The organism is Pseudomonas sp. Mb7 (assembly GCF_054790525.1).
On record NZ_CP186501.1, the window covers coordinates 5,802,834 to 5,826,300 of the forward strand.

The 23,467-nt window shown below is 60.7% G+C and carries 21 protein-coding genes and 1 pseudogene; 20 read left to right on the top strand and 2 right to left on the bottom strand.

Annotated features, from left to right (window positions below; all coding sequences use genetic code 11):
• Nucleotides 1-140: 140 nt before the first annotated feature.
• The 11 genes from ACOYXH_RS26230 (at nt 141) to ACOYXH_RS26280 (ending at nt 15,310) form a co-directional block, all read left to right on the top strand.
• Nucleotides 141-1,493, top strand: a complete 1,353-nt coding sequence (locus ACOYXH_RS26230) for a TolC family outer membrane protein (RefSeq protein WP_095047026.1) — start codon at nt 141-143, stop codon at nt 1,491-1,493.
• 34 nt (nt 1,494-1,527) lie between these two features.
• The gene (locus ACOYXH_RS26235) at nt 1,528-3,684 is read left to right on the top strand and encodes a type I secretion system permease/ATPase (protein WP_460410037.1); all 2,157 of its coding nucleotides are present in this window, start codon (nt 1,528-1,530) and stop codon (nt 3,682-3,684) included.
• On the top strand, nt 3,674-5,041 hold the full coding sequence (locus tag ACOYXH_RS26240) for an HlyD family type I secretion periplasmic adaptor subunit (protein ID WP_007918311.1): 1,368 nt from the start codon (nt 3,674-3,676) through the stop codon (nt 5,039-5,041). The genes ACOYXH_RS26235 and ACOYXH_RS26240 overlap by 11 nt, the downstream gene beginning before the upstream one ends.
• A 361-nt stretch (nt 5,042-5,402) precedes the next feature.
• Nucleotides 5,403-6,299 carry a TauD/TfdA dioxygenase family protein gene (locus ACOYXH_RS26245; RefSeq protein ID WP_095047028.1) on the top strand — a complete coding sequence of 299 codons (897 nt, stop codon included), beginning with the start codon at nt 5,403-5,405 and terminating at the stop codon, nt 6,297-6,299.
• Nucleotides 6,300-6,321: 22 nt separating this feature from the next.
• Nucleotides 6,322-7,182 (top strand): ABC transporter ATP-binding protein, encoded by an 861-nt coding sequence (locus ACOYXH_RS26250; protein ID WP_116029366.1) that lies wholly within the window; start codon nt 6,322-6,324, stop codon nt 7,180-7,182.
• A gap of 20 nt (nt 7,183-7,202) precedes the next feature.
• Nucleotides 7,203-8,069 (top strand): ABC transporter permease, encoded by an 867-nt coding sequence (locus ACOYXH_RS26255; protein ID WP_016985558.1) that lies wholly within the window; start codon nt 7,203-7,205, stop codon nt 8,067-8,069.
• Between the two features lie 197 nt (nt 8,070-8,266).
• Entirely contained in the window at nt 8,267-9,184 is a 918-nt protein-coding gene (locus ACOYXH_RS26260; RefSeq protein ID WP_016985559.1) for a LysR family transcriptional regulator, read from the top strand.
• Nucleotides 9,185-9,407: 223 nt separating this feature from the next.
• Nucleotides 9,408-10,946 carry an MFS transporter gene (locus tag ACOYXH_RS26265; RefSeq protein ID WP_460410038.1) on the top strand — a complete coding sequence of 513 codons (1,539 nt, stop codon included), beginning with the start codon at nt 9,408-9,410 and terminating at the stop codon, nt 10,944-10,946.
• A 26-nt stretch (nt 10,947-10,972) separates the two neighbouring features.
• Nucleotides 10,973-12,043: an HlyD family secretion protein gene (locus tag ACOYXH_RS26270; protein WP_460410039.1), complete on the top strand. Its 1,071-nt coding sequence runs from the start codon at nt 10,973-10,975 to the stop codon at nt 12,041-12,043.
• The gene (locus tag ACOYXH_RS26275) at nt 12,040-13,674 is read left to right on the top strand and encodes an efflux transporter outer membrane subunit (RefSeq protein ID WP_460410040.1); all 1,635 of its coding nucleotides are present in this window, start codon (nt 12,040-12,042) and stop codon (nt 13,672-13,674) included. Before ACOYXH_RS26270 ends, ACOYXH_RS26275 begins: the two co-directional genes overlap by 4 nt.
• Nucleotides 13,675-13,729: 55 nt before the next feature.
• On the top strand, nt 13,730-15,310 hold the full coding sequence (locus ACOYXH_RS26280; RefSeq protein ID WP_460410041.1) for a glycosyltransferase family 39 protein: 1,581 nt from the start codon (nt 13,730-13,732) through the stop codon (nt 15,308-15,310).
• A 5-nt stretch (nt 15,311-15,315) separates the two neighbouring features.
• On the opposite strand, the gene ACOYXH_RS26285 is transcribed toward ACOYXH_RS26280, so the two are convergent.
• A complete protein-coding gene (locus ACOYXH_RS26285) occupies nt 15,316-16,074 on the bottom strand; it encodes a slipin family protein (RefSeq protein ID WP_007917711.1) in 759 nt (252 codons plus the stop codon).
• Nucleotides 16,075-16,076: 2 nt separating this feature from the next.
• Entirely contained in the window at nt 16,077-16,607 is a 531-nt protein-coding gene (locus tag ACOYXH_RS26290; protein ID WP_220557271.1) for an NfeD family protein, read from the bottom strand.
• Nucleotides 16,608-16,782: 175 nt separating this feature from the next.
• Between ACOYXH_RS26290 and ACOYXH_RS26295 the strand changes: the two genes are divergently transcribed.
• From ACOYXH_RS26295 to ACOYXH_RS26335, 9 genes and pseudogenes are all read left to right on the top strand, one after another.
• Nucleotides 16,783-17,244 carry an aminoacyl-tRNA deacylase gene (locus ACOYXH_RS26295; RefSeq protein ID WP_095047033.1) on the top strand — a complete coding sequence of 154 codons (462 nt, stop codon included), beginning with the start codon at nt 16,783-16,785 and terminating at the stop codon, nt 17,242-17,244.
• Between the two features lie 128 nt (nt 17,245-17,372).
• The gene (locus ACOYXH_RS26300) at nt 17,373-17,618 is read left to right on the top strand and encodes a DUF2789 domain-containing protein (RefSeq protein ID WP_460410042.1); all 246 of its coding nucleotides are present in this window, start codon (nt 17,373-17,375) and stop codon (nt 17,616-17,618) included.
• A gap of 94 nt (nt 17,619-17,712) precedes the next feature.
• On the top strand, nt 17,713-17,958 hold the full coding sequence (locus tag ACOYXH_RS26305) for a type II toxin-antitoxin system Phd/YefM family antitoxin (RefSeq protein ID WP_095122322.1): 246 nt from the start codon (nt 17,713-17,715) through the stop codon (nt 17,956-17,958).
• Nucleotides 17,948-18,229 (top strand): type II toxin-antitoxin system RelE family toxin, encoded by a 282-nt coding sequence (locus ACOYXH_RS26310; protein WP_064389059.1) that lies wholly within the window; start codon nt 17,948-17,950, stop codon nt 18,227-18,229. Before ACOYXH_RS26305 ends, ACOYXH_RS26310 begins: the two co-directional genes overlap by 11 nt.
• A gap of 143 nt (nt 18,230-18,372) precedes the next feature.
• Nucleotides 18,373-18,801 (top strand): MarR family winged helix-turn-helix transcriptional regulator, encoded by a 429-nt coding sequence (locus ACOYXH_RS26315; RefSeq protein WP_127925375.1) that lies wholly within the window; start codon nt 18,373-18,375, stop codon nt 18,799-18,801.
• Nucleotides 18,798-20,861: an FUSC family protein gene (locus tag ACOYXH_RS26320; protein ID WP_460410043.1), complete on the top strand. Its 2,064-nt coding sequence runs from the start codon at nt 18,798-18,800 to the stop codon at nt 20,859-20,861. Before ACOYXH_RS26315 ends, ACOYXH_RS26320 begins: the two co-directional genes overlap by 4 nt.
• Entirely contained in the window at nt 20,858-21,067 is a 210-nt protein-coding gene (locus ACOYXH_RS26325; protein ID WP_007917703.1) for a DUF1656 domain-containing protein, read from the top strand. Before ACOYXH_RS26320 ends, ACOYXH_RS26325 begins: the two co-directional genes overlap by 4 nt.
• A complete protein-coding gene (locus ACOYXH_RS26330) occupies nt 21,064-21,966 on the top strand; it encodes an efflux RND transporter periplasmic adaptor subunit (RefSeq protein ID WP_460410044.1) in 903 nt (300 codons plus the stop codon). Before ACOYXH_RS26325 ends, ACOYXH_RS26330 begins: the two co-directional genes overlap by 4 nt.
• Nucleotides 21,963-23,404 (top strand): annotated as a pseudogene (locus tag ACOYXH_RS26335) (efflux transporter outer membrane subunit). Before ACOYXH_RS26330 ends, ACOYXH_RS26335 begins: the two are co-directional and overlap by 4 nt.
• Nucleotides 23,405-23,467 lie beyond the last annotated feature (63 nt).

Sequence of the window (23,467 nt, forward strand, 5' to 3'; positions counted from 1 at the left end):
TCCGCGGCGACCTGTCCTTTAGCGTGTGATCCAGTTCCTGTTTTGAACTTTCCGACATACGGTCAATCTGGTTGCCATCATCCGACGCAGCGCCACGTTTTGCTGTGATTCAAGACAAGAAGTTCTGGGAAATTCCTATCATGCGTTCGCCCCTGCTTTTCGCCGTACCCTTCGCTCTCGCCGCCTCTTTTGTACAAGCACAATCCTTACCAGAAGCCATGCAGCAGGCACTGGATGTCCATCCGGAAATCCAGGCAGGGGTCAACAGTCGTTTGGCGGCGGATTATCAATTAAGAGCGGCGAAAGGGGGATACCTGCCGAAGGTCGATCTGCTCGGCGGTTATGGCCGTGAAGGCACCGACAGCGTCACCACCCGCGCCAATGGCGGCGGCAACCACTGGGAAACCCTGAACCGCAGCGAGTCAAGTTTACGTCTCTCGCAAATGGTCTTCGACGGTTTTGCGACGTCCAGCGAAGTCGGGCGTCAACAAGCCACCGTTAACTCCCGTGCGTACTCGTTGCTTGGTACTTCCGAGCGCACCGCGCTGACCGTCGCCCAGGTTTATCTGGACGTGCTGACCCGTCGTGAGTTCGTGCGTCTGGCCGAAGAAAACCTCAAGAGCCACCAGCGCATCTACGATCAGATCCAGTTGCGCACCCAGCGCGGCGTCGGCAGCGGTGCCGACCTCGATCAGGCCGAAGCGCGGATGGCCCAGGCCCGCAACAACCTGATCACCGAGCAGACCAATCTGGCCGACTCGGAAACCAATTTCCTCAGCGCCGTCGGCCAGATGCCCGATCAACTCGAGCGGCCGGCGCCGTTCATGGCAATGATGCCGGCCAACCTCAATGAAGCGCGGCAGCAGATGCTGGAAAACAGCCCGATCCTGCGTTCGGCCGAATCCGACATCGCCGCCGCCGAGAAACAATACGAAACAGCCAAGTCGACCTTCTACCCACGTTTCGACGCCGAACTGGGGCGCACCGCCGACAACGACCTCGACGGCCAGAACGGTCACAACAACGAATGGCAAGCCATGCTGCGCATGCGTTTCAACCTCTATTCGGGCGGCAGCAACAAGGCCGATCTGGAATCCAAGTCGTACCTGTCGAACCAGGCGCTGGACATCCGCAACAACGCTTTGCGTCAGTTGAACGAAGAGCTGGGTCTGGCCTGGAACGCCTTGAACAACGCCAACGCGCAGGTGCCGATCGCTCAGCAATACGTCGACCACAGCACCTCGGTGCGCACCGCTTACCAGCGTCAGTTCAGCCTCGGCGAACGGACCCTGCTCGATTTGCTCGACAGCGAAAACGAGTTGTTCACCGCTTCGCGGCGTCTGGCTGAAATCAAAAACATTCAGTTATTTACTCAGTACCGAATCAAGGCGACCATGGGCGAGTTGCTCAGAAGCCAGGGAGTGGTCGCACCGTTGGCATCCGTTGTGCAAAACGACGTGAAGCCCAAGGTCCAGCTGCCTGGGATGAATTGAGTTATCCCTTTTCAACTGTCAAAGAGTGTCGAGCGTGGAATCAGAAGTCAGTCGAGTTCAACTCAGTCATGATCCACGCGCGTTGCACGACGATCCGTTACTGGACGGCCTGCTCGCCCTTTGCATGCTCCACCAGAAACCCGCCAGCGCGGCGATGCTGACCACCGGCCTGCCGCTGCCCAAACAACGCCTCAGTGTCGAGTTGCTGCCCCGCGCGGCGGCTCGCGCCGGCCTGCAAGGTCGAGTGCTGCAGCGCAAACTGGAAGAAATTCCGGCGATCGCCATGCCGGCATTGTTGCTGCTCAAGGATGGCCGCAGCGCCGTCCTGCTCGGCTGGCAGGGTGACCACGAAGCGCGGGTGTTGCTCAGCGAAACCGACGGCGGCGAGTCCATCGTCAGTCGCGAATTGCTCGCTGACGATTACACCGGCAAAGTCTTCTTCGCCCAGCCGCAACACAAATTCGACGTCAACCACGGCACGCTGATTCCACGTGCCCGCTCGTGGTTCCGCGACACCCTCAAGCGCTCGCGCTGGCTGTATGCCGATGCGATCGCCGCGAGTTTCCTGATCAACATCATCGCCATGGCCGCGCCGCTGTTCGTGATGAACGTCTACGACCGCGTGGTGCCGAACCAGGCCGAAGCGACCCTGTGGGTGCTGGCCCTCGGGATTACCGGCGCCTACCTCTTTGACCTGATCCTCAAGAGCCTGCGCAGTTTGTGCCTGGATCTGGCCGGGAAGAAAACCGACCTGATCATCTCCGCGACGCTGTTCGAACGCATCGTCGGCATGTCGATGAAATACCGCCCGGCGCGGGTCGGCAGTTTTGCGCAGAACATCCACGAGTTTCAGAGCCTGCGCGACTTCCTTGCCTCGCTGACCCTGACCAGCCTGATCGACCTGCCGTTCACCATCCTCATCTTTATCGTTATCGCCATTCTCGGCGGGCACTTGGTGTGGATTCCGGTGTTGGCTTTCCCGATTGCCTTGCTGATCGGCTACGCGTTGCAGAAACCGCTGGTGGCGACCATGGAGCGCACCATGGCCCTCGGTGCCGAGCGCCAGTCGAGCCTGATCGAAACACTCGCCGGCCTCGACGCGGTCAAGGTCAACAACGCCGAGAGCGAACGCCAGTACCAGTGGGAACAGACCATCGGCACCCTCAGCCGTCTCGAGCTGCGGGTGAAAATGCTTTCCGGCCTGGCAATGAACATCACCCTGCTGATCCAGCAACTGGCCGGGGTGATCATGATTGTCTTCGGCGTGTACCAGATCATCGCCGGCAACCTGAGCATGGGCGGTCTGATTGCCTGCTACATGCTTAGCGGTCGCGCACTGAGTCCGCTGGCGTCGCTGTCGGGTCTGCTGACCCGTTATCAGCAGGCGCGGGTAACCATGACCTCGGTCGACCAGATGATGGAGCTGCCGCAAGAGCGCAATTTCGAAGAGCGCCCGCTGAGCCGCAAGGTGCTGCAAGGCGCGATCGAGTGCCGCCAGCTCAGCTTTACCTACCCGGAACAACAGAACCCGGCGCTGAAGAACATCAACCTAGTGATCCGTCCGGGCGAGAAAATCGGCATCATCGGACGCAGCGGCTCGGGCAAAAGCTCCCTCGCCAAACTGTTGGTCGGCCTGTATCAGCCGGACGATGGCGCGTTGCTGGTCGACGGTGTGGATATCCGCCAGATCGACGTCAGCGAACTGCGCTACAACATTGGCTACGTGCCGCAAGACATCCAACTGCTGGCCGGCACCCTGCGTGACAACCTCGTCTCCGGCGCACGCTATGTAGAAGACGAACTCGTCCTGCAAGCCGCCGAACTGGCCGGCGTCCACGAATTCGCCCGTCTGCATCCACAGGGTTACGAACTGCAAGTCGGCGAGCGTGGACAGAACCTCTCCGGCGGTCAACGACAGAACGTCGCGCTGGCCCGGGCCTTGTTGCTCAACCCGCCGATTTTGCTGATGGACGAGCCGACCAGTGCGATGGACAACACCGGTGAAGAACGCCTCAAACAACGCCTCGCGGCGGTGATTGAAAACAAGACCGTGGTGCTGGTCACGCACCGGGCTTCACTGTTGTCGCTGGTCGATCGTCTGCTGGTGATCGACCGTGGACAGATTCTCGCCGATGGCCCGAAAGCCGCCGTGATGGAAGCGTTGAAGAAGGGGCAGATCAGTGTTGCTTAAGTCGGGTTTCAAGGATTCGATCCGTCGCTACTTCAAAGGCTCGGCATCACTGCAGGGCCAGCCCCTCCCAGAGGTCAACAAAGCGCTGATCGAAGACGCCCCGCGCGTCGTGCGCCTGACCATCTGGGCGATCATCGGCTTCTTTATATTCCTGCTGCTGTGGGCCAACTTCGCCGTGATCGACGAAGTGACCAAGGGCGACGGCAAAGCGATTCCGTCGTCGAAGATCCAGAAAATCCAGAACCTTGAGGGCGGGATCATCTCCGAACTGTTCGTCAAGGAAGGCCAGATCGTCGAGGCGGGTGCGCCGCTGATTCGTCTCGATGACACGCGATTTGCCTCCAACGTCGGCGAAACCGAAGCCGATCGCCTGTCGATGTTGCTGCGGGTCGAGCGCCTGAGCGCCGAAGTGGATGACCGTCCGCTGAATTTCCCCGAGGACGTGCTCAAGGCCGTGCCGGGCCAGGCGAAAAGTGAGGAATCGCTGTACATCAGCCGCCGTCAGCAATTGCATGACGAAATTGGTGGTTTGCAGGAGCAGTTGATTCAGCGTCAGCAAGAGCTGCGCGAATTCGCCTCCAAGCAAGCGCAGTATCGGCAGCAGCTCGGCTTGCAGCGGCAGGAAATCAATATGTCCGAGCCGCTGGTGGCGCAGGGCGCGGTGTCCCCGGTGGAGGTCTTGCGTCTGAAGCGTGCCGAGGTGGAAACCCGTGGTCAGCTGGATGCAACGACGCTGGCGATTCCGCGCGCTGAATCGGCGATCAAGGAAGTGCAGCGCAAGATCGACGAGACGCGCGGTAAATTCCGCAGCGAAGCGCTGACCCAACTCAACGAGGCGCGCACCGACCTGAACAAGGCCAGCGCTACCGGCAAGGCGCTGGAAGACCGCGTCAGCCGCACGCTGGTGACATCGCCGGTGCGCGGCATCGTCAACAAGTTGCTGGTCAACACCATCGGCGGCGTTATTCAGCCGGGCAGCGACATGGTCGAAATCGTACCGCTGGACGACACCTTGCTCGTCGAAGCGAAGATCCGTCCGCAGGACATCGCGTTCCTGCACCCGGGGCAGGAAGCGATCGTCAAATTCACCGCGTACGACTACACCATTTACGGCGGGCTCAAAGCCAAGCTTGAGCAGATCGGTGCCGACACCATCACCGACGAAGACAAGAAAACCACCTACTACATCATCAAGGTGCGCACTGAGCGCAGCCACTTGGGTACGGATGAAAAACCGTTGCTGATCATCCCGGGGATGGTGGCGTCGGTGGATATCATTACCGGCAAGAAGTCGGTGTTGAGTTATCTGCTCAAGCCGATCATTCGCGCGCGGGCTGAGGCGTTGCACGAGCGTTGATTTTTTAGTGACCTCACTGGCCTCATCGCGAGCAGGCTCACTCCTACAGTAACCGCATTTCTCCAGATGGAATGCGATCCCTGTAGGAGTGAGCCTGCTCGCGATAGCGGCAGCCCAAACACCACATCTCTGTCAGGAAGTGACAAAAACCGTCACTCACCACTCAGTCCATTCCTCACCATTCGCCATATCGTTATTCAATAACGGTATTTAATTTCCAATTCTTATAGCTATAAAGTCATCCCCCTGCGTACCTGCCGACCAATCGGCGCGCCGCACGACCTGAACCAACACGCAATCCAGCGTGAGTGTCTGATCGACGAGCGCGCCCGTGAGCGCGCCGTGCGTGGGAGATGGAAAGATGTCCGCAGCTACTGCTTCCCCAAGCGCCGCGACCGCCGCGCCGCAATCCTTTGAAATCCGCCCGTTCAGCGGTGCCGTCGGCGCCGAAATCATCGGCCTTGACCTCACCCGGCCGATCAATGATCAGGACTTCGCACGCATTCATCGCGCGCACCTGGATCACCACGTCGTGGTGTTCCGCGACCAGCAAATCACCCCACAGCAACAGATCGACTTCAGCCGCCGCTTCGGCGTGTTGCAGATCCACGTGCTCAAGCAGTTCCTGCTGGCCAATCACCCGGAAATCCTCATTGTTTCCAACATCATCGAAAACGGCCAGAACATCGGCCTCGGCGATGCTGGCAAGTTCTGGCACTCCGATCTCTCCTATAAAGAGTTGCCAAGTCTCGGCTCGATGCTCCATGCACAGGAGTTGCCAGAGGAGGGCGGCGACACGCTGTTCGCCGACATGCACAAAGCCTGGGACAGCTTGCCCGAAGCGTTGCGCAAAGCGGTCGAAGGCCGCAGTGCCGCGCATTCCTACACCGCCCGCTATAGCGAAACCAAATTCGAAGGCAACTGGCGCCCGACCCTGACCCCGGAGCAACTGGCTCAAGTCGCGGAAGTGGTGCACCCGGTGGTGCGCACGCACCCGGAAAACGGCCGCAAGGCGTTGTTCGTCAGCGAAGGTTTCACCACGCGCATCGTCGGCCTGCCGGATGACGAGAGCCAGCAGTTGCTGACCGAGCTTTACGCCCACAGCGTGCTGCCGCAAAACATCTACCGCCATCAGTGGCAGCCCCACGATCTGGTGTTCTGGGACAACCGTTCGCTGATCCATCTCGCCGCCGGCTGTCCCGCGCACCTGCGCCGCAAGCTGTATCGCACGACCATTCAGGGCGATGCGCCTTTCTGATTCGCCGGAGATTGATCAAATCATGAACGCTCCCTTGCAAGGCCACGCGGCCAGCAACCCGATCGCTCGCAGCGAAGCGCTGCTGGCGGTCGATCATGTCAGCCTCGAATACCGCACCCCGCAACGCGTGGTGCGCGCCACTCACCAGGTCAGTTTCGAAATCGATCCGGCCGATCGCTACGTGTTGCTCGGGCCGTCCGGTTGCGGCAAATCCACCTTGCTCAAAGCGGTCGCCGGGTTCATTCAACCGTGCGAAGGCGAGATCCGTCTGCAAGGTCAGCGCGTCGATGCGCCGGGTCCGGACCGGATTGTGGTGTTTCAGGAATTCGATCAGCTGCCGCCGTGGAAAACCGTAAAACAGAACGTGATGTTTCCGCTGCTTGCCTCGCGCACCCTGAAGAAAAAAGAAGCCGAAGAACGTGCGCTGCACTATCTGGAAAAGGTCGGCTTGGCGGCGTTTGCCGATGCCTATCCGCACACTTTGTCTGGTGGCATGAAAGCGCGCGTAGCGATTGCCCGGGCGTTGGCGATGCAGCCGAAAATCCTGCTGATGGACGAGCCATTCGCCGCACTCGATGCGCTGACCCGGCGCAAGATGCAGGAAGAACTGCTGCTGCTCTGGGAAGAGGTGCGCTTCACTCTGCTGTTCGTCACCCACTCGATTGAAGAGGCGTTGGTGGTCGGCAATCGTATCCTGCTGCTGTCGCCGCATCCCGGCCGAGTGCGCGCCGAAGTGCACAGCCATCAATACGACTTGCACAGCTTGGGTGGCGTGGCGTTTCAGGAGTCGGCGCGGCGCATTCATCGACTGCTGTTCGACGAAGGCCAGTCGCCGGAAACCGAGCGTGATCACGACTTCAACGACATTCGCATTGCCTATTGAGCGGCCAGGAGGACTACCCGATGAGCCATTCATCATCCGTGCGTGAAGAGTTTGAAGTTGTTCTGGAGCCGCTGACTGAAGTGCCGGTCGAGCGGGAGTTGTCGCTCGGCACGCGGCTGTGGCAACAGGGCTGGTTGCGTAAAGGCCTGATCCTGATTGTGCTGGCGGTGCTTTGGGAAGTGGTCGCACGGATCCAGAACAATGACCTGATGCTGCCGAGTTTCTTGCAGACCAGCCACGCGCTGTTCGAGGGGCTGCTCAGTGGTGAGCTGCTGGCCAAGGTGTGGATATCGCTGGTGGTCCTGATCAAGGGCTACCTGATCGGCATCGTTCTGGCGTTTGCCCTGACCACGCTGGCGGTGTCGACGCAGTTGGGGCGCGATCTGCTGAGCACGATGACCTCGATGTTCAACCCGTTGCCGGCGATTGCCCTGTTGCCGCTGGCGCTGCTGTGGTTTGGCCTAGGGCAGAACAGCCTGATTTTTGTGCTGGTGCATTCGGTGTTGTGGGCTTTGGCACTAAACACTTACGCGGGGTTTCTCGGAGTTTCTGAAACGCTGCGCATGGCCGGGCGCAATTACGGTTTGAAGGGCTTGCGGCTGGTGCTGTTCATCCTGATCCCGGCGGCGCTGCCGTCGATTCTGGCCGGGCTGAAGATCGGCTGGGCGTTTGCCTGGCGCACGTTGATCGCGGCGGAACTAGTGTTTGGCGCGACCAGCGGCAAGGGTGGGCTGGGTTGGTACATCTTTCAGAATCGCAATGAGCTGTATACCGACAAGGTGTTTGCCGGGTTGGCGGTGGTGATTCTGATCGGGTTGCTGGTGGAGAATCTGGTGTTCGATACGCTGGAGCGGGTGACCGTTAAGCGGTGGGGGATGCAGCGGTAATTTCTGGCGTGACGGCTGGCCCCATCGCTGGCAAGCCAGCTCCCCCAGGTTTTTTGGTGTTTTCAGATGTTGTGAACGCCTCAACCACTGTGGGAGCTGGCTTGCCAGCGATGGCGTCCTGTCCGGCGCCTCCATACCTAAAGGATGTTTGCTAGCATTGCGCGCAGATCAATCCTGATCAGCCATGAGTGCTCAGTATGCAGCTCCCGGACATGAACCTTCTGGTCGCCCTCGACGCCTTGCTCGATGAGGGCAGTGTGGTCGGCGCCGCTCGGCGGATGAACCTCAGTCCGGCGGCCATGAGCCGCACCCTGACGCGGATCCGCGAGGCCATCGGCGACCCGATCCTTGTGCGCGCCGGTCGTGGTCTGGTGCCAACCCCCAAGGCGCTAGAGTTGCGCGAACAGGTGCGCGATGTGGTCGAGCAGGCCGCGCTGCTGTTCCGCTCGGCCGACTCGGTGGAACTGGGCACGCTGCGCCGGCGCTTCAGCATCCGTGCCAATGACTTCTTCATCGGTGTTTACGGCGGCAAGCTATTCGACACCCTCGATCAACTGGCGCCGCACTGCGAATTGCGTTTCGTCCCGGAAGGCGATGGCGACGATGAGGCACTGCGCGAGGGCCGCATCGATCTGAGCGTCAGCAACACCCGGCCCGTCACCCCGGAAGTCAAAGTGCAGAACCTGTTCTCGACGCACTTCGTGGGACTGGTGCGCGAAGATCATCCATTGCTCGACGGTGAAATCACCGCCGAGCGCTACGCCGGGTTTTCCCATATCAGCATGTCGCGACGCGGCATCGCGCGCGGCCCGATCGATACGGCGCTGAATGCGCTAGGCCTGGAGCGGCGCGTGGCGGTGATCGCGCCGAGTTTCCATGCGGCGATGTTTGCGCTGCCGGATTCCGATCTGATCTTGCCGGTGCCCAAAGAAGCGTTGCTCAGCGTGCGCCGGCTCGGTTTGAAACTGCGCTCGTTCGACCTGCCAATCCCGTTGCCAACACTGATGCTGACCCAGGCCTGGCACCCGCGTTTCGACAAAGATCCGGCGCACCGCTGGCTGCGCGAAACCCTCAAGGCTTGTTGTGATGAAACGTGGCTGGCTGCCCAGCCTTAATCTGCGAACCCACACAAAACCCTTGTAGGAGTGAGCCTGCTCGCGATAGCGGTGTGTCAGTCAACACATACATTGGCTGACCCAACGCTATCGCGAGCAGGCTCACTCCTACAGAGGTTAATGATTGCGTCCGGCGCACTTATAAGCTGCCAATAAGTCAATTTTCGTCATTGCTAAGCCCGACTAAGATGCTCCGGTATTTTTCCCTCCGGAGTGTGTATTCATGACATCCCTGTCGGCTGCGGTGCCCATCGCTGCGGCCAGCCCGGCGACGGCGGCCGCGCCACCGGTGTTCGGGGCGCGGATCATCATTGGCCTGGTCGGCGTGCTGCTGGCGGTGCTGGTGTCGGGCCTCAACGAGATGGTCACCAAGGTGGCCCTGGCCGACATCCGTGGCGGGTTGCACATCGGTTACGACGAAGGCACCTGGCTGGTCGCCAGCTACACCGCCACCTCGGTCGCGGCCATGGCCTTCGCGCCGTGGTGTTCGGTGACCTTCTCGCTGCGGCGGTTCACGCTCTGCGCGATCGCTTTGTTCACCTTGCTCGGCGTGCTCTGTCCGTTCGCGCCGAACTACGAAAGTCTGTTGCTGATGCGCATCCTGCAAGGTCTGGCCGGTGGCGCATTGCCGCCGATGCTGATGACCGTCGCCCTGCGTTTTCTGCCCGCCAATATCAAACTCTATGGCTTGGCCGGCTACGCACTGACGGCGACATTCGGCCCCGGCCTGGGCACGCCGCTGGCCGGTTTATGGACCGAATACGTCGGCTGGCAGTGGACGTTCTGGCAAATCATCGTGCCTTGTCTGATCGCCATGGCGATGGTCGCGTGGGGTATTCCGCAGGACCCGCTGCGCCTGGAGCGCCTCAAATCGTTCAACTGGAAAGGCCTGCTGCTGGGCTTTCCGGCGATCTGCATGTTGGTGATCGGTTTGCTGCAGGGCAATCGGCTGGACTGGTTCGAGTCGAGCCTGATCTGTGGATTGCTCGGCGCCGGCTCGCTGCTGCTGGTGGCGTTCCTGATCAACGAGTGGTCGCAGCCGACCCCGTTTTTCAAATTGCAGATGCTCGGTATCCGCAACCTGTCGTTCGCCTTGATGACCCTGGCCGGTGTGCTGATAGTTCTGCAGGCGGTGGTGTTGATTCCGTCGAGTTATCTGGCGCAGGTGCAGGGTTATCGCCCGGCGCAGACCGCACCGATCATGCTGATCGCCGCATTGCCGCAACTGATTGCGCTGCCGTTGGTGGCTGCGTTGTGCAACCTGCGCTGGGTCGATTGCCGCTGGGTGCTTGGCATGGGTTTGAGCATGTTGACGCTGTCCTGCCTGGGCGGATCGCTGCTGACTTCAGAATGGATTCGCGACAATTTCTACGTCCTGCAATGGCTGCAGATCTTCGGTCAGCCGATGTCGGTGTTGCCGCTGTTGATGTTGTCCACCGGCAGCATCCAGCCGCAGGACGGGCCGTTCGCCTCCGCGTGGTTCAACACGGTAAAAGGCTTGGCGGCCGTGGTCGCTACCGGGGTGATCGAAGCGCTGACCACCGCGCGTCTGCATTTCCACTCGACCATGCTGGTCGACAGCCTCGGCAATTCGCCGCTGGCCGATCGCAGCGATCCGGGCCTCGCCCATCGCCTGCACGAACAAGCCGTGGTGCTGACTTCTTCCGATCTCTATGTGTGCATGGCCGGCGTCGCAGTGGCGTTGATCCTGCTGATTTTCTGGCTGCCGACGCGGATCTTTCCGCCGCGCGCGCCGACCTGATTGCTTCACTGAAACAGAAGGTTTTTATGACGACTCAAGCAAAGCAAAAACTCGCGGTGGCCATCGCCGCCGCACTGGCGGTCGGCGTGCTGGTTTACCTGGCGCTGCCCGGCGTGTTTGGCAAACGTACCCAGCAAAACACCAATGACGCCTTTGTCTCCGCCGACTACACGCTCGTCGTGCCGCGCGTGGCCGGGTTTATCAAGGAAGTCTTGGTGGAGGACAACCAGCAAGTGAAGGCGGGCCAGTTGCTGGCGCTGATCGATGATCGCGACTTGCGCGCTTCAGCCGAGGCGGCGGACGCGCAAACCCTGGTCGCGCGAGCGCAGTTGCAGAACGCCAAAGCGACGCTGGAGCGGCAGACCTCGGTGATCGCTCAGGCGCAAGCCTCGGTGGTGTCGGCGAAGGCTGAAATGGCTTTCGCCCAGCAGGAGTTGAATCGCTACAACCATTTGGCCGGCGTTGGTGCCGGTACGGTGCAGAACGCGCAACAGGCGCGTACTCGCATCGATCAGGCCACTGCGCATCTCGACACCGCCACGGCGAAACTGGCGGCAGAGCGCAAGCAAGTCGACATTCTTACCGCTCAACGAGATGCGGCCGAAGGCAGTTTGAAACACGCACAAGCGGCACTGGAAATCGCCAGTTTCGAACTCTCTTACACGCGCATCACCGCACCGCAGGACGGCATGATCGGCGAGCGCGCCGTGCGCGTCGGCGCCTATGTGACGCCGGGCAGCAAGCTGCTGGCGGTGGTGCCGTTGCAGCAGGCGTATGTCGTGGCGAATTTTCAGGAGACGCAACTGACGGACGTGCAGCCTGGGCAGGAAGTGCAAGTGCGTGTCGACAGCCTCGGCGGTGAGACATTGAGCGGTCGCGTCGAAAGTATTGCTCCAGCAACCGGCGTGACCTTTGCGGCGGTGAAACCGGATAACGCCACGGGCAACTTCACCAAGGTGGTGCAGCGGATTCCGGTGAAGATCATGCTGGAACCGGGTCAGCCATTGGCCGAGCGCTTGCGCGTGGGGATGTCGGTGGAGGCGAGTATTGATACAGGCAGTTCAGAGAAATCCGTGCGTGAGGTGACCCAGCGATGATGGGTGGTAATTCGACTGGCCTCATCGCTGGCAAGCCAGCTCCCACAGGTTCCGTCGGTAGGGCTCAACAATTTGGACAACCTGCACAATCCCTGTGGGAGCTGGCTTGCCAGCGATGGGGTCTGTGGCAGCCACTCACCTTCAGTGCCTTGCTCGCAGTAAGCCTCACTGCCTGCACCGTAGGCCCGGACTTCCACAAGCCCGAAACCACGCAAATCGCTGACTGGAGCAAACCCGCCAAGTCCGCCCCCAGCCAAGCCGTCAGCGAACCTCTCAACGAACGCTGGTGGGAAGTCTTCCACGACGCGCAACTCTCCGCGCTCACTCAACGTGCGGTGAAGAGCAACCTCGACCTGCAACTGGCCAGCAGCCGCCTGCAACAAAGCCGCGCCGCTCGCCAGGTGATCACCGCCGACCGTTATCCGAACACCGCCGCCACTGGCAGCTACGCGCGCAAACGCAACAGCGGCGAAGGCCTGAACGACCCGTCCGGACGCAACGGCGATTCCGCGTTCAACCTGTGGGACGCCGGTTTCTCCGCCTCATGGGAACTGGATTTCTGGGGCCGCGTGCGCCGCGAAACCGAAGCTGCCGATGCTAACCTCGAAGTCGCCGAAAACGACCGTCGCGGCGTGTTGCTGGCCGTGCTCGCCGATACCGCACAAAACTACATTCAGCTGCGCGGCGTGCAGAACACTCGCGCGGTCACCGAGCAAAACCTCGATGTTGCCCGGCACAGCCTCAAGCTCTCGCAACTGCGCCTGGCCGACGGCGTGGCGACTGACCTCGACGTTGCCGAAGCCGCCGCGCAAGTCGCCGCGATCGAGTCGCGCCTGCCCGCGCTGGAACAGCGCCAATCGCAACTGATCAACGCGATCAGCCTGTTGATGGGCGAACCGCCACAGGCATTGGCCAAGGAGTTATCCACAGACGCCGCCGTGCCGCAGTCGCCGCTGCAAGTCGCCATCGGCCTGCCGTCGCAACTGGCCGAACGCCGCCCTGACATCCGCCAGGCCGAAGCGCGCCTGCACGCTGCCACTGCCAATATCGGCGTGGCCAAGGGCGATTTCTATCCGCGCATCACCCTGTCCGGCAACCTCGGCTCGCAAGCCATGCAGCTCAGCGACTTTGGCTCGTGGGGTTCGCGGGCCTTCGGCATCGGCCCGCAATTCAGTTTGCCGTTATTCGACGGCGGACGCCTGCGCGGCGTGCTGCAACTGCGCGAAGCGCAACAGCAGGAAGCGGCCGTTGCCTACCAGCAAACCGTACTGCGTGCCTGGCACGAAATCGACGATCAACTGACCGCCTACAACGCCAGTCAACGCCGCCGCGACAGCCTCGCCGAAGCCGTCCGCCAGAACCAGATCGCCCTGCGCACTGCGCAACAGCAATACGTCGAAGGCGTGGTCGATTTCGTCAACGTCCTCACCGTGCAAAGCGCGCTGCTGGCGACGCAGGAGCAGTGGGTGGAGAGTTCGACCGGTGTTTCGCTGGCGATGGTCGGGTTGTACAAGGCGTTGGGCGGCGGTTGGGAGTCGGTGTATCCAGAGGCAAAAGTCGCCGTCGGGTTGCCGGGTGTCGTGAAAGCACCAACCGGCATCGACGGTTCTGCCGTGGCTGACCTAAAGTGATGGGCAGGTTGGCGCGTCATACTCTCGTGGCGCTGCGGCGCGGCAAGAGGCAGCAATGGCGGCGAACAGAGTCACGCCAATGGGCGACACGCAAGATCCGTTTGCCGCGCCCGGCTCCTGGTTCGGCAGCTTGCGCTGGGTGCGCTGGATAAAAAATCACTGGCTATGGCCGATCCTGGCGCTGGCCGCATTCGTGCGTTTTTATGATCTGACCGCGGCAGCGATATGGGGCGATGAAGGTTCCAGTCTGCTGCTGGCGCGCTATTCGCTGAGTGAAATCTGGCAGCACGCGGCATTCGATGTGCATCCGCCGCTGTACTTCATGCTGCTGCATGGCTGGGTCGAACTGTTCGGGGACGGCATTCTGGCGGTCCGCTCTCTCAGTGCGCTGGCCGGCATTGCGGCGGTCGGGCTGGGCGTGTGGCTGGTGGATCGCCTGGCCACTCGCCGCGCCGCATTCATCGCCGGTGTGTTGCTGGCGCTGCTGCCGACTGCGGTGCGTTACAGCCAGGAAGTGCGCATGTACGCGCTGCTCGGGGCGCTGCTGCTTGCCGCGAGCCTGGCGCTGGCCTACTGGATCCGGCGCCCGCAACGCCAGCGATATCTGGTGTATTACGTGCTGCTGATGAGCGCCGCGCTCTACACCCACTATTTCGCCGTGCTCGCGGCGCTGTGTCACTGGCTTTATCTGATCGCGATCCGCGTACAACGAGGTTATCGATTCCGGCATATCCAGCACTGGAACTGGTGGCTGGCGAACCTGGCCATCGTTGCTTTGTATCTGCCTTGGCTGCCCAATCTGCTTGATTTGGTGCAACACATGCAGCAGCTCGAGGCCGGTGGCGATGTCGGTTGGGAGCCTGCCGTAACGTTGAGTTCGCTGCCGTCGATGATCTGGTCATGGCTGATTCAGGATGACGGTGAAAGTTTGCCGTGGCTGATTTTCGCGGCGTTGCCGCTGGCGATGCTGGGGCTGGCAGTCATTGCTGTGATGCGCGATCGCAGCGTGTCGCGCGGTAGCATCCTGCTGGCGCTGTACACCGGCCTGCCGCTGTTGCTGGTGTATCTGGTGTCGTTCATTACGCCAGTGTTCATCGAACGTTATCTGACGGCTTACGCCCTCGGCCTGCCGATGCTGACGGCGTTGGCCATCGACCGTTTGTACAGCCGCGTGCGGATGTTGGCATTGGCGGTGCTGGTGTCGCTGATCGCGGTGGAACTGGTCGGCGTAAACAACAACACCACGGTCGACACTCATGATCAACTCGACACGGTCGTGAAGTACGTCAACCAGCATTTCCTTGCCGGTGACCGCATCGTCACCAGCGACATGCTCTGGTATCTGAGCTACGTCTACTACGATCGCACCGGGGCGCAGGTGCGCCTCTTCACCCCACCGAAAGCCGATGGCCAATCGACGCGGCCAAATGAGTACGGGTTCGGCACGCTGGTGACGAGTGATGTCTATCTGAACAGCCTGACAGAGCTCTCAGCCGGAGGCCGGGTCTGGCTGGTCGGAACCGTCGACGAGCCACAAGAGTTCTCACCGCTACCCGCAACCTGGCAGGCCAGCGCTGAAGTCCACGCGGGCGGGATGCAAGCACGCTTGTTCGTGGCCAAACCTGCGGGTGGATAGGCGGGTCAGGATTTGCCGGACAAATCCGCCATGCCCTTGAGCAACTCAATCGGCAACGGAAAGACAATCGTCGAACTCTTGTCCCCGGCAATCGAACTCAAGGTTTGCATATAGCGCAACTGCATTGCGCCAGGCTGGCGACCGAGCATTTCCGCTGCCTGCATGAGTTTTTCCGAGGCCTGCAATTCGCCTTCGGCGTGAATCACTTTGGCGCGCCGCTCGCGTTCGGCTTCTGCCTGTTTGGCGATGGCGCGCACCATCGACTCGTTGAGGTCGACGTGCTTGATCTCGACGTTGGCGACCTTGATGCCCCAGGCATCGGTTTGAGCATCGAGCACCTGCTGAATGTCGATGTTCAACTGCTCGCGCTCGGCCAGCAGCTCATCCAGTTCATGCTTGCCGAGCACCGCGCGCAGGGTGGTTTGCGCCAGTTGGCTGGTGGCAGAAAGATAATCCTCAACCTGAATAATCGCCTTCTGCGGATCGAGCACGCGGAAATACAGCACGGCGTTGACCTTGACCGAGACGTTGTCGCGGGTGATCACGTCCTGCGGCGGCACGTCGAGCACCACCGTGCGCAGGTCGACCCGGACCATTTGCTGCACCACCGGGATCAGCAGGATCAGGCCAGGGCCTTTGACCTGCCAAAAGCGGCCGAGCTGGAACACCACGCCGCGTTCGTACTCGCGCAGGATGCGAAACGTCGAGCCGGCCAAGGCAATGACCAGTAACAGCAGCGCAACAAAACCGATTTGCAGACCCATGATCACTCTCCGAGCGGTGCCGCGTCAGTCGCGGCCACTTGCAGCAACAATCCCTTGCGCCCCACCACGCGCACTGATTGCCCGGTGTGCAGCGGTGTCGCGCTGAGCACTTGCCAGCGCTCACCTTGCAGTTGCACCCAGCCATTGCGGGCATCGCCCGGTTGCACCGTGGTGATCGCGGTCACGCTGCCGAGCAGGCCGGCGTCGCCACTGACGGCGTGGCGCGGGCGGGTTTTCAGGGCGCGGATCAGCAGTCCGATCAACAGCAGGGCGCTGATCAGACCGAGGCCGATCATCATTGGCACTGGCAACTCGGCGTTGCTCAGAATCAGCGCACCGATGACGAACATGATGATGCCGCCCAGCCCGATCACTCCGTAATTGGGCAGCGCCGCTTCGGCGATCAGAAAGACGATGCCCAAGGTAATCAGCCACAAACCGGCCGGACTCATCGGCGGCAACGGGGTGTCGGCAGCCAGGGCTGAGCCGCTAATCAGCAGGAGCAAGGCAAACGCACAACATCGGCTGTTCACGTGACCCTCCGCGAGCGTCATGGGCTGGTTCTTTCAGTCTAGTTGAGGGTTGTCCTGTATGAATTTTGATCAATGTGCAGATATGTCCGGTGAGCGGATTTCCCTGCGCCAGACACCCGCCGAACTAGACTCAAAGACACGGCAACCACCGTTCAGCGCAACACCGAGGTGCATCATGCGTATGGCAAAAAAGGTGCAGAGCAGCCTGAACCGGGCGCACTGCGAATACGACATCGTCGCCCATCGACACTCGTCCAGCAGCCTGGAAACCGCACGGGTCGCCGGGGTGCCCGCCGAGCGCGTGGCCAAATCGATCATCCTCGACGACCACCACGGGCATTACCTGATGGCCGTGCTACCGGCCAGCCGTCACTTGGACCTGAGCAAGGTGCGCACCAGCGGCGAATGGCAACTGACCCGCGAAAGCAATCTGGCGCACATCTTCGACGACTGTGAGCGCGGCGCGGTGCCGCCGCTGGGTGACTCCTATGGCCTGGACATGGTCATCGACCCGTTGCTGACGCGGCAGAAGGATATTTATCTGGAGGCGGGCAACCACAACTACCTGCTGCACATGAGCATGCCGGAGTTTCTGAAAATGGTGCCGCATGCCGAGGTGCGGGAGTTGAGTGATTAGGTTTTGTGGCGCCGGCACTGACGCCTTCGCGAGCAGGCTCGCTCCCACAGGTTGATCGCATTCCCCTGTGGGAGCGAGCCTGCTCGCGAATAATCTTCCAAACACCCCATTTTTGAAGGAACTCAGCAATGGAGCAACCAACCCATAGCCTCCCATCCCTGTTCAAACAACTCGGCCTGGACAACGACCCGACCAGCATCGACCAATTCATCACCACCCATTCCCCGCTCAAACCCGAACTGCATTTGGCTGATGCGTTTTTCTGGACGAAGAGCCAAGCGGAGTTTTTACGGGACGAGATTCTGGATGACGCCGATTGGGCGGAGGTGGTGGATCAGTTGGATGTGTTGTTGCGCAAGGGGCGTGAGAGCTGACTGAAAGCCACCCTCTTGTCATTCAATTGAGTGGAACGGTTGTTGAGGATCAAAAAATAGACCAAAATCACGACCTCAATTGAGGTCTTTTATTATGCAAAGCGTTCTGGCCGATATGGCTGTCAGTGTCTCAGAATTAAAGAAAAACCCTTCCGCTGTGCTGAGCGGTGCACATGGCGGTGCCGTGGCTGTTCTTAACCACAATCGCGTTATGGGCTATATGGTGCCAGCGGATGTGTACGAAGCAATGATGGAGCGACTTGATGATTTGGAGCTTGCTGAAATCGTTCGCGCCCGCAGCCATGAGACGCCAATTTCGGTGAGCCTGGATGACCTATAAGCTCGAATTTTTGCCATCCGCTCACAAAGAGTGGAACAAGTTGGGTCATACACTACGAGAACAATTCAAAAAGAAGCTGGGTGAGAGATTGAAGCTGCCCAGAGTCTCCGCTGACGCACTTCATGGAATGCCTGATTGCTACAAAATCAAATTGAAGGCTTCAGGCTATCGTCTGGTTTATCAGGTCATTGACGAGAGGGTCGTCGTTTCAGTCGTAGCGGTCGGTAAACGTGAGCGCAGTAGCGTTTATGAGAATGCAAAAAAGCGCTGATTTATCTCTCAGCGGCGGCTCTCTTCCCCCCAGTAGGCAATTTGTTTCAAAACTTGACTGAAATTCCCCTCCAATGCGATATTGATAGTTAGCAAACTAACAGTGTGCATCTCCCCTTGCCGAACGATCTCGACGCTCTCCAGATGAACATCAGCAGTGCCATGGTGGTAGCCGCCAGGCATTGGCGGAAGATCTGCCAGACCACGCTGGTCAACTATGGAATCTCCGAAGCCTGCGCTGTGCCGCTGTTGATGATCGGCCGCTTGGGCGAGGGCGTGCGCCAGGTGCAAGTGGCGCAGGCGGCCGGGATGGAGAGTCCGTCGCTGGTGCGTCTGCTCGATCAGCTCTGCCATTCCGGCTACGTCTGCCGCACCGAAGATGCCCAGGATCGCCGGGCCAAATGCCTGAGCCTGACCGACACCGGGCGTGAACTGGTGCAGGCTGTCGAGATCGAACTGGTGCGCTTGCGTCATGAGGTGCTCGAAGGCATCGAGCAAAGCGATCTGGAAGCTACGCTTCGGGTACTCAGAGCTTTTGAGGCGGCCAGCCCGCCTTTGGTGGTCAATTCTTGAACGGTTTTTTCTCTGGCATCCCGCCGGCCCGTGACTGGTTTTATGGGGTGCGAACTTTTGCAGCGTCGATGATCGCGCTGTACATCGCCTTGCTCATGCAAATGCCGCGTCCGTATTGGGCAATGGCCACGGTGTATATCGTCTCAAGCCCGTTTCTCGGGCCGACCAGTTCCAAGGCCTTATACCGCGCCATCGGGACTTTTCTCGGTGCCGCGGCGGCGGTTTTTTTCGTGCCGATGTTCGTGCAGAGCCCGTATGTGCTGGTGGTAGTCATCGCGCTGTGGACGGGCATTTTGTTGTTCCTGTCCCTGCAACTGCGCACGGCCAACAACTATGCATTGATGCTCGCCGGTTACACCCTGCCGCTGATTGCCTTGCCGGTGGTGGATAACCCGCTGGCGGTGTGGGACGTAGCAGAGGCGCGCACCGAAGAGATTTTCCTCGGCATCGCTGTCGCCGCCGTGGTTGGTGCGATGTTCTGGCCGCGTCGTCTGGCCCCGGTGTTCAACGATGCCGTGAGCAAGTGGTTCGCCGACGCAACGACCTATAGCCTGAAATTCCTCAGTCGCGACGTGCAGCCCGAAGAAGTCACTGCGCTGCGCATGGCCATGGTTGCCAACTTCAACAGCCTCGAATTGATGATCGGCCAGTTGCCCCACGAAGGCGCGCGACCGCAAACCGTGCGCAACACCAAGGAATTGCGCGGGCGCATGATTCATCTATTACCGGTGATCGATGCGCTGGAAGATTCGCTCTACGCCCTCGAACGGCGCACGCCGGAACTGGTGGAAAAGTTCGAACCGCTGCTGGCTGCAACCCGTGAATGGCTCGCTCATCAGGACGCCGATCTCGACCGCTGGCAAGCGCTGAAAGATCAGCTCGAAGCCCTGCAACCGAGTGCCGAAGCACTGCAAGACCGCAAACAACTGCTGTTCTCCAACTCGATTTATCGCCTCGGCGAATTCATCGATTTATGGCAGGACTGCCGCAGTCTGCAAGACGCGATTCTCTGCGAGCGCCAGGACAGCTGGCGCGCGGTCTACCGTCACTGGCGCCTCGGTCGTCTGACGCCGTTCATTGATCGTGGGCTGATGCTCTACTCGGCGGCCTCGACCGTTCTGGCGATCATTACCGCCTCGGTGCTGTGGATTCTGCTCGGCTGGCCGGACGGCGGCAGCGCGGTGATTCTCGCCGCGGTGGCCTGTAGCTTCTTCGCTTCGATGGACGACCCGGCACCGCAGATTTACCGGTTCTTTTTCTGGACCGGCATGTCGGTATTGTTCGCCAGCCTTTATCTGTTTTTGATTCTGCCCAACCTGCATGACTTCCCGATGCTGGTGCTGGCGTTTTCCATCCCGTTCATCTGCGTCGGCACCCTGACGGTGCAGCCGCGGTTCTTCCTCGGCATGCTGCTGACGCTGGTTAACACCTCCTCATTCATCAGTATTCAGGGGGCTTACGACGCGGACTTTTTTGCCTTCGTGAACTCCAACCTGGCGGGTCCGTTAGGGCTGTTGTTCGCGTTTATATGGACGCTGGTTGCACGCCCGTTCGGCGCCGAACTGGCGGCCAAACGCCTGACCCGCTTCAGCTGGAAAGACATCGTCGACATGACCGAACCGGCCAACCTTGCCGAACACCGCAAATTGGGCGTGCAGTTGCTCGATCGACTGATGCAGCACCTGCCGCGTCTGGCCCTCACCGGCCAGGACACCGGCATCGCCATGCGCGAAGTGCGGGTGGGCCTGAACCTGCTCGATTTGCTCGCCTACACCCCACGGGTGAACGGCGCGCCGAACGCGCTGTTGCAGCAAGTGGTCAGTGAAGTCGGCGAGTATTTCCGCGCCTGCCTCAAGGCTGGCGAACGCTTGCCGGCGCCAGCGCCGCTGTTGATGACCCTCGATCGCACTCGTCGCGCACTCAATGGCCACGGCGACGATGAAACCCGTCTGAACCTGCTGCACGCCTTGAGCGGTTTGCGTCTGGCGCTGTTGCCCGGCGTCGAATTCGTCGCCAGTGCCGACTCCGAAGAACCGCTGCCCGATGGAGCGCCCCTATGATCGGTGATCTGGACATCAGCGGCATTTTCCTGCCGACCTTGCTGGTGTTGATGGGCATCACTTATGTGCTGTTTTTGCTGGTGCATGCCGTGCTTACGCGTGTGCACTTTTACCGTCTGGTCTGGCACCGGGCATTGTTCAACGTGGCCCTCTACGCGGTACTGCTGTACGGCGTGGACTCACTCAGTCGATACCTGATGACATGAAAAAACCGTTTTTGACCATCGGTCGCGTGGTACTGACCCTGCTGATCGTGACTTTTGCCGTTGTCCTCGTCTGGCGCATGGTGATGTATTACATGTTTGCGCCGTGGACCCGTGACGGCCACATTCGCGCCGACATCATCCAGATCGCTCCGGACGTGTCCGGGTTGATCCAGCAGGTTGAGGTGAAAGACAACCAGTTGATCAAACGCGGCCAGGTGCTGTTCAGCATCGATCAGGACCGTTTCAAACTGGCTCTGCGTCAGGCCAAAGCGGCTGTCGCTGATCGCGAAGAAACCCTTGCTCAAGCCCAGCGCGAAGCCAAGCGTAACCGTGGCCTCGGCAACCTCGTGCCGGCCGAGCAACTGGAAGAAAGCCAGTCGAAGGTCGCCCGCGCGCAATCAGCGCTGGCCGAAGCCATGGTCACCGTGGACAGCGCCCAACTCAACCTCGACCGCTCGGTGATCCGCAGCCCGGTGGACGGCTACGTCAACGACCGTGCGCCGCGTCCGCAGGAGTTCGTCACGGCCGGGCGTCCGGTGTTGTCGGTGGTCGACAGCAATTCGTTTCACATCGACGGCTATTTCGAAGAGACCAAACTCGACGGCATTCATGTTGGCCAGTCGGTGGATATTCGTGTGATCGGCGACCGCGCCAAACTGCGCGGGCATGTTGAAAGCATCGTCGCCGGTATCGAAGACCGCGACCGTACCAGCGGCAGCAATCTGTTGCCGAACGTCAACCCGGCGTTCAGCTGGGTGCGGCTGGCGCAGCGGATTCCGGTGCGGATTGCCTTTGACGATGTACCGGAAGACTTCCGCATGATCGCCGGGCGTACCGCCACCGTTTCGATCATCGACGATCAGCCACGCGACGAGCGTAAGCAGGAGCCCGCGCAATGAGCAGGGCGCTGATGATCGCCGGGTTGGGCTTGATGCTCTCGGCCTGTCAGATGGTCGGGCCGGACTATCAGGTGCCTGAGGATGCGGCGGTTCAGCGCAAGGATTTTCAGGGCGAACTGGCGGTCGCCGGCAAACCGGTGGTCTCGGCGCCGGTACCGGCGGACTGGTGGCGTCTTTATAAGGATGCGCGGCTGGATCAACTGGTGCAGCAGGCCATGGCCTCCAACACCGATTTGCGCGTCGCGGCGGCGAACCTGCAACGGGTCGAGCTCAGGTCGATGAGGCCGAAGCAGCGGGCGGCTGGAGCGCAGGTGTGAAGATGGGCGCGCAGCGTTTGCAAGAGTCTGGTCAGGCATTCTTGCTGCCGGAAAAAGTCCCGGTCGATAACGTCGGCGACATCGGCATCAGCGCTTCTTATCAGTTCGATCTGTGGGGCACTTTGCAACGCGGCATCGAGGGCGCGAAGGCCAATGCCGATGCGACGCAGGCAGCAGCGGATACCGCGCGTATCACCTTGGTGGCGGATGTGGTTCGTGCCTACACCCAGGTCTGCGCGGCCAATGAAGAGCGGGAAATCGCCGAGCATTCCCTCGACCTGCAATCGCAAAGCACCACGTTGATCCAGCGTTTGCGCGACGCCGGGCGTGGTGATGAAACTCAGGTAACCCGCTCGCAAACCCAGTTCAAATCCTTGCGCGCCGAACTGCCCCGCTATGAAGCCGCGCGTCAGGCCGGGCTGTTCCGTCTGTCGATGCTGTTGGCGAAACCGGTCGATCAATTGCCGACGGGCACCGCAACTTGCGCCGAGCTGCCGAAAATCGCCCAATTGGTACCCGTCGGTGATGGTGCCGCACTGCTCAAGCGTCGCCCCGATATCCGTCAGGCCGAACGGCGGCTGGCTGCCGCGACTGCCGGGATCGGTGTCGCCACTGGCGAGTTGTATCCGGACATCAGTATCGGCGCGACCATCGGCACTGTTGGTCTCATCGATGACTTGGGTGATCCGTCGACCAACCGCTGGGGCTTTGGCCCGTCGCTGAGCTGGAAGGTGCCGACCAACGGCGCCCGCGCTCGAATCCGCGAGGCAGAAGCGGCGACCCAAGGCGCACTGGCGCACTTCGATGGCGTGGTGCTCAACGCCATTCGTGAAACCCAGACCGGTCTGGCCCAGTACAGCGCGCTGCTGCAACGCCGCGATGCGCTGGCCGATGCCGAGCAGTCGGCGAAACTGGCCGCGGACCAAACCCACCGCTTCTTCCAGGCCGGCCGCGAGTCGTTCCTCGCCGACCTGCAAGCAACGCGCACCTACACCGATGTCACCGCGCAACTGGCCGCCGCCAACACCCAGGTTGCGATGAGCCAGATCGATTTGTTCCTCGCCCTCGGCGGCGGTTGGGAAAGCGGACGAACGCACGCTGCAAGCCCCAGCAAACCCTGAGGCCGTTGCTATGCTTTGAAGTGTTGGAGGGGCGCCCCGAGCAAGGCGCCCTTTCAGCGCACA

Excerpts from the sequence above, each read along its gene's own strand:
- ACOYXH_RS26230 (WP_095047026.1), top strand. The coding sequence starts at position 141 with ATGCGTTCGCCCCTGCTTTTCGCCGTACCCTTCGCTCTCGCCGCCTCT.
- ACOYXH_RS26245 (WP_095047028.1), top strand. The coding sequence starts at position 5,403 with ATGTCCGCAGCTACTGCTTCCCCAAGCGCCGCGACCGCCGCGCCGCAA.
- ACOYXH_RS26250 (WP_116029366.1), top strand. The coding sequence starts at position 6,322 with ATGAACGCTCCCTTGCAAGGCCACGCGGCCAGCAACCCGATCGCTCGC.
- ACOYXH_RS26255 (WP_016985558.1), top strand. The coding sequence starts at position 7,203 with ATGAGCCATTCATCATCCGTGCGTGAAGAGTTTGAAGTTGTTCTGGAG.
- ACOYXH_RS26260 (WP_016985559.1), top strand. The coding sequence starts at position 8,267 with ATGCAGCTCCCGGACATGAACCTTCTGGTCGCCCTCGACGCCTTGCTC.
- ACOYXH_RS26265 (WP_460410038.1), top strand. The coding sequence starts at position 9,408 with ATGACATCCCTGTCGGCTGCGGTGCCCATCGCTGCGGCCAGCCCGGCG.
- ACOYXH_RS26270 (WP_460410039.1), top strand. The coding sequence starts at position 10,973 with ATGACGACTCAAGCAAAGCAAAAACTCGCGGTGGCCATCGCCGCCGCA.
- ACOYXH_RS26275 (WP_460410040.1), top strand. The coding sequence starts at position 12,040 with ATGATGGGTGGTAATTCGACTGGCCTCATCGCTGGCAAGCCAGCTCCC.
- ACOYXH_RS26280 (WP_460410041.1), top strand. The coding sequence starts at position 13,730 with ATGGCGGCGAACAGAGTCACGCCAATGGGCGACACGCAAGATCCGTTT.
- ACOYXH_RS26285 (WP_007917711.1), bottom strand. The coding sequence starts at position 16,074 with ATGGGTCTGCAAATCGGTTTTGTTGCGCTGCTGTTACTGGTCATTGCC.
- ACOYXH_RS26295 (WP_095047033.1), top strand. The coding sequence starts at position 16,783 with ATGCGTATGGCAAAAAAGGTGCAGAGCAGCCTGAACCGGGCGCACTGC.
- ACOYXH_RS26300 (WP_460410042.1), top strand. The coding sequence starts at position 17,373 with ATGGAGCAACCAACCCATAGCCTCCCATCCCTGTTCAAACAACTCGGC.
- ACOYXH_RS26305 (WP_095122322.1), top strand. The coding sequence starts at position 17,713 with ATGCAAAGCGTTCTGGCCGATATGGCTGTCAGTGTCTCAGAATTAAAG.
- ACOYXH_RS26310 (WP_064389059.1), top strand. The coding sequence starts at position 17,948 with ATGACCTATAAGCTCGAATTTTTGCCATCCGCTCACAAAGAGTGGAAC.
- ACOYXH_RS26315 (WP_127925375.1), top strand. The coding sequence starts at position 18,373 with ATGAACATCAGCAGTGCCATGGTGGTAGCCGCCAGGCATTGGCGGAAG.
- ACOYXH_RS26325 (WP_007917703.1), top strand. The coding sequence starts at position 20,858 with ATGATCGGTGATCTGGACATCAGCGGCATTTTCCTGCCGACCTTGCTG.
- ACOYXH_RS26330 (WP_460410044.1), top strand. The coding sequence starts at position 21,064 with ATGAAAAAACCGTTTTTGACCATCGGTCGCGTGGTACTGACCCTGCTG.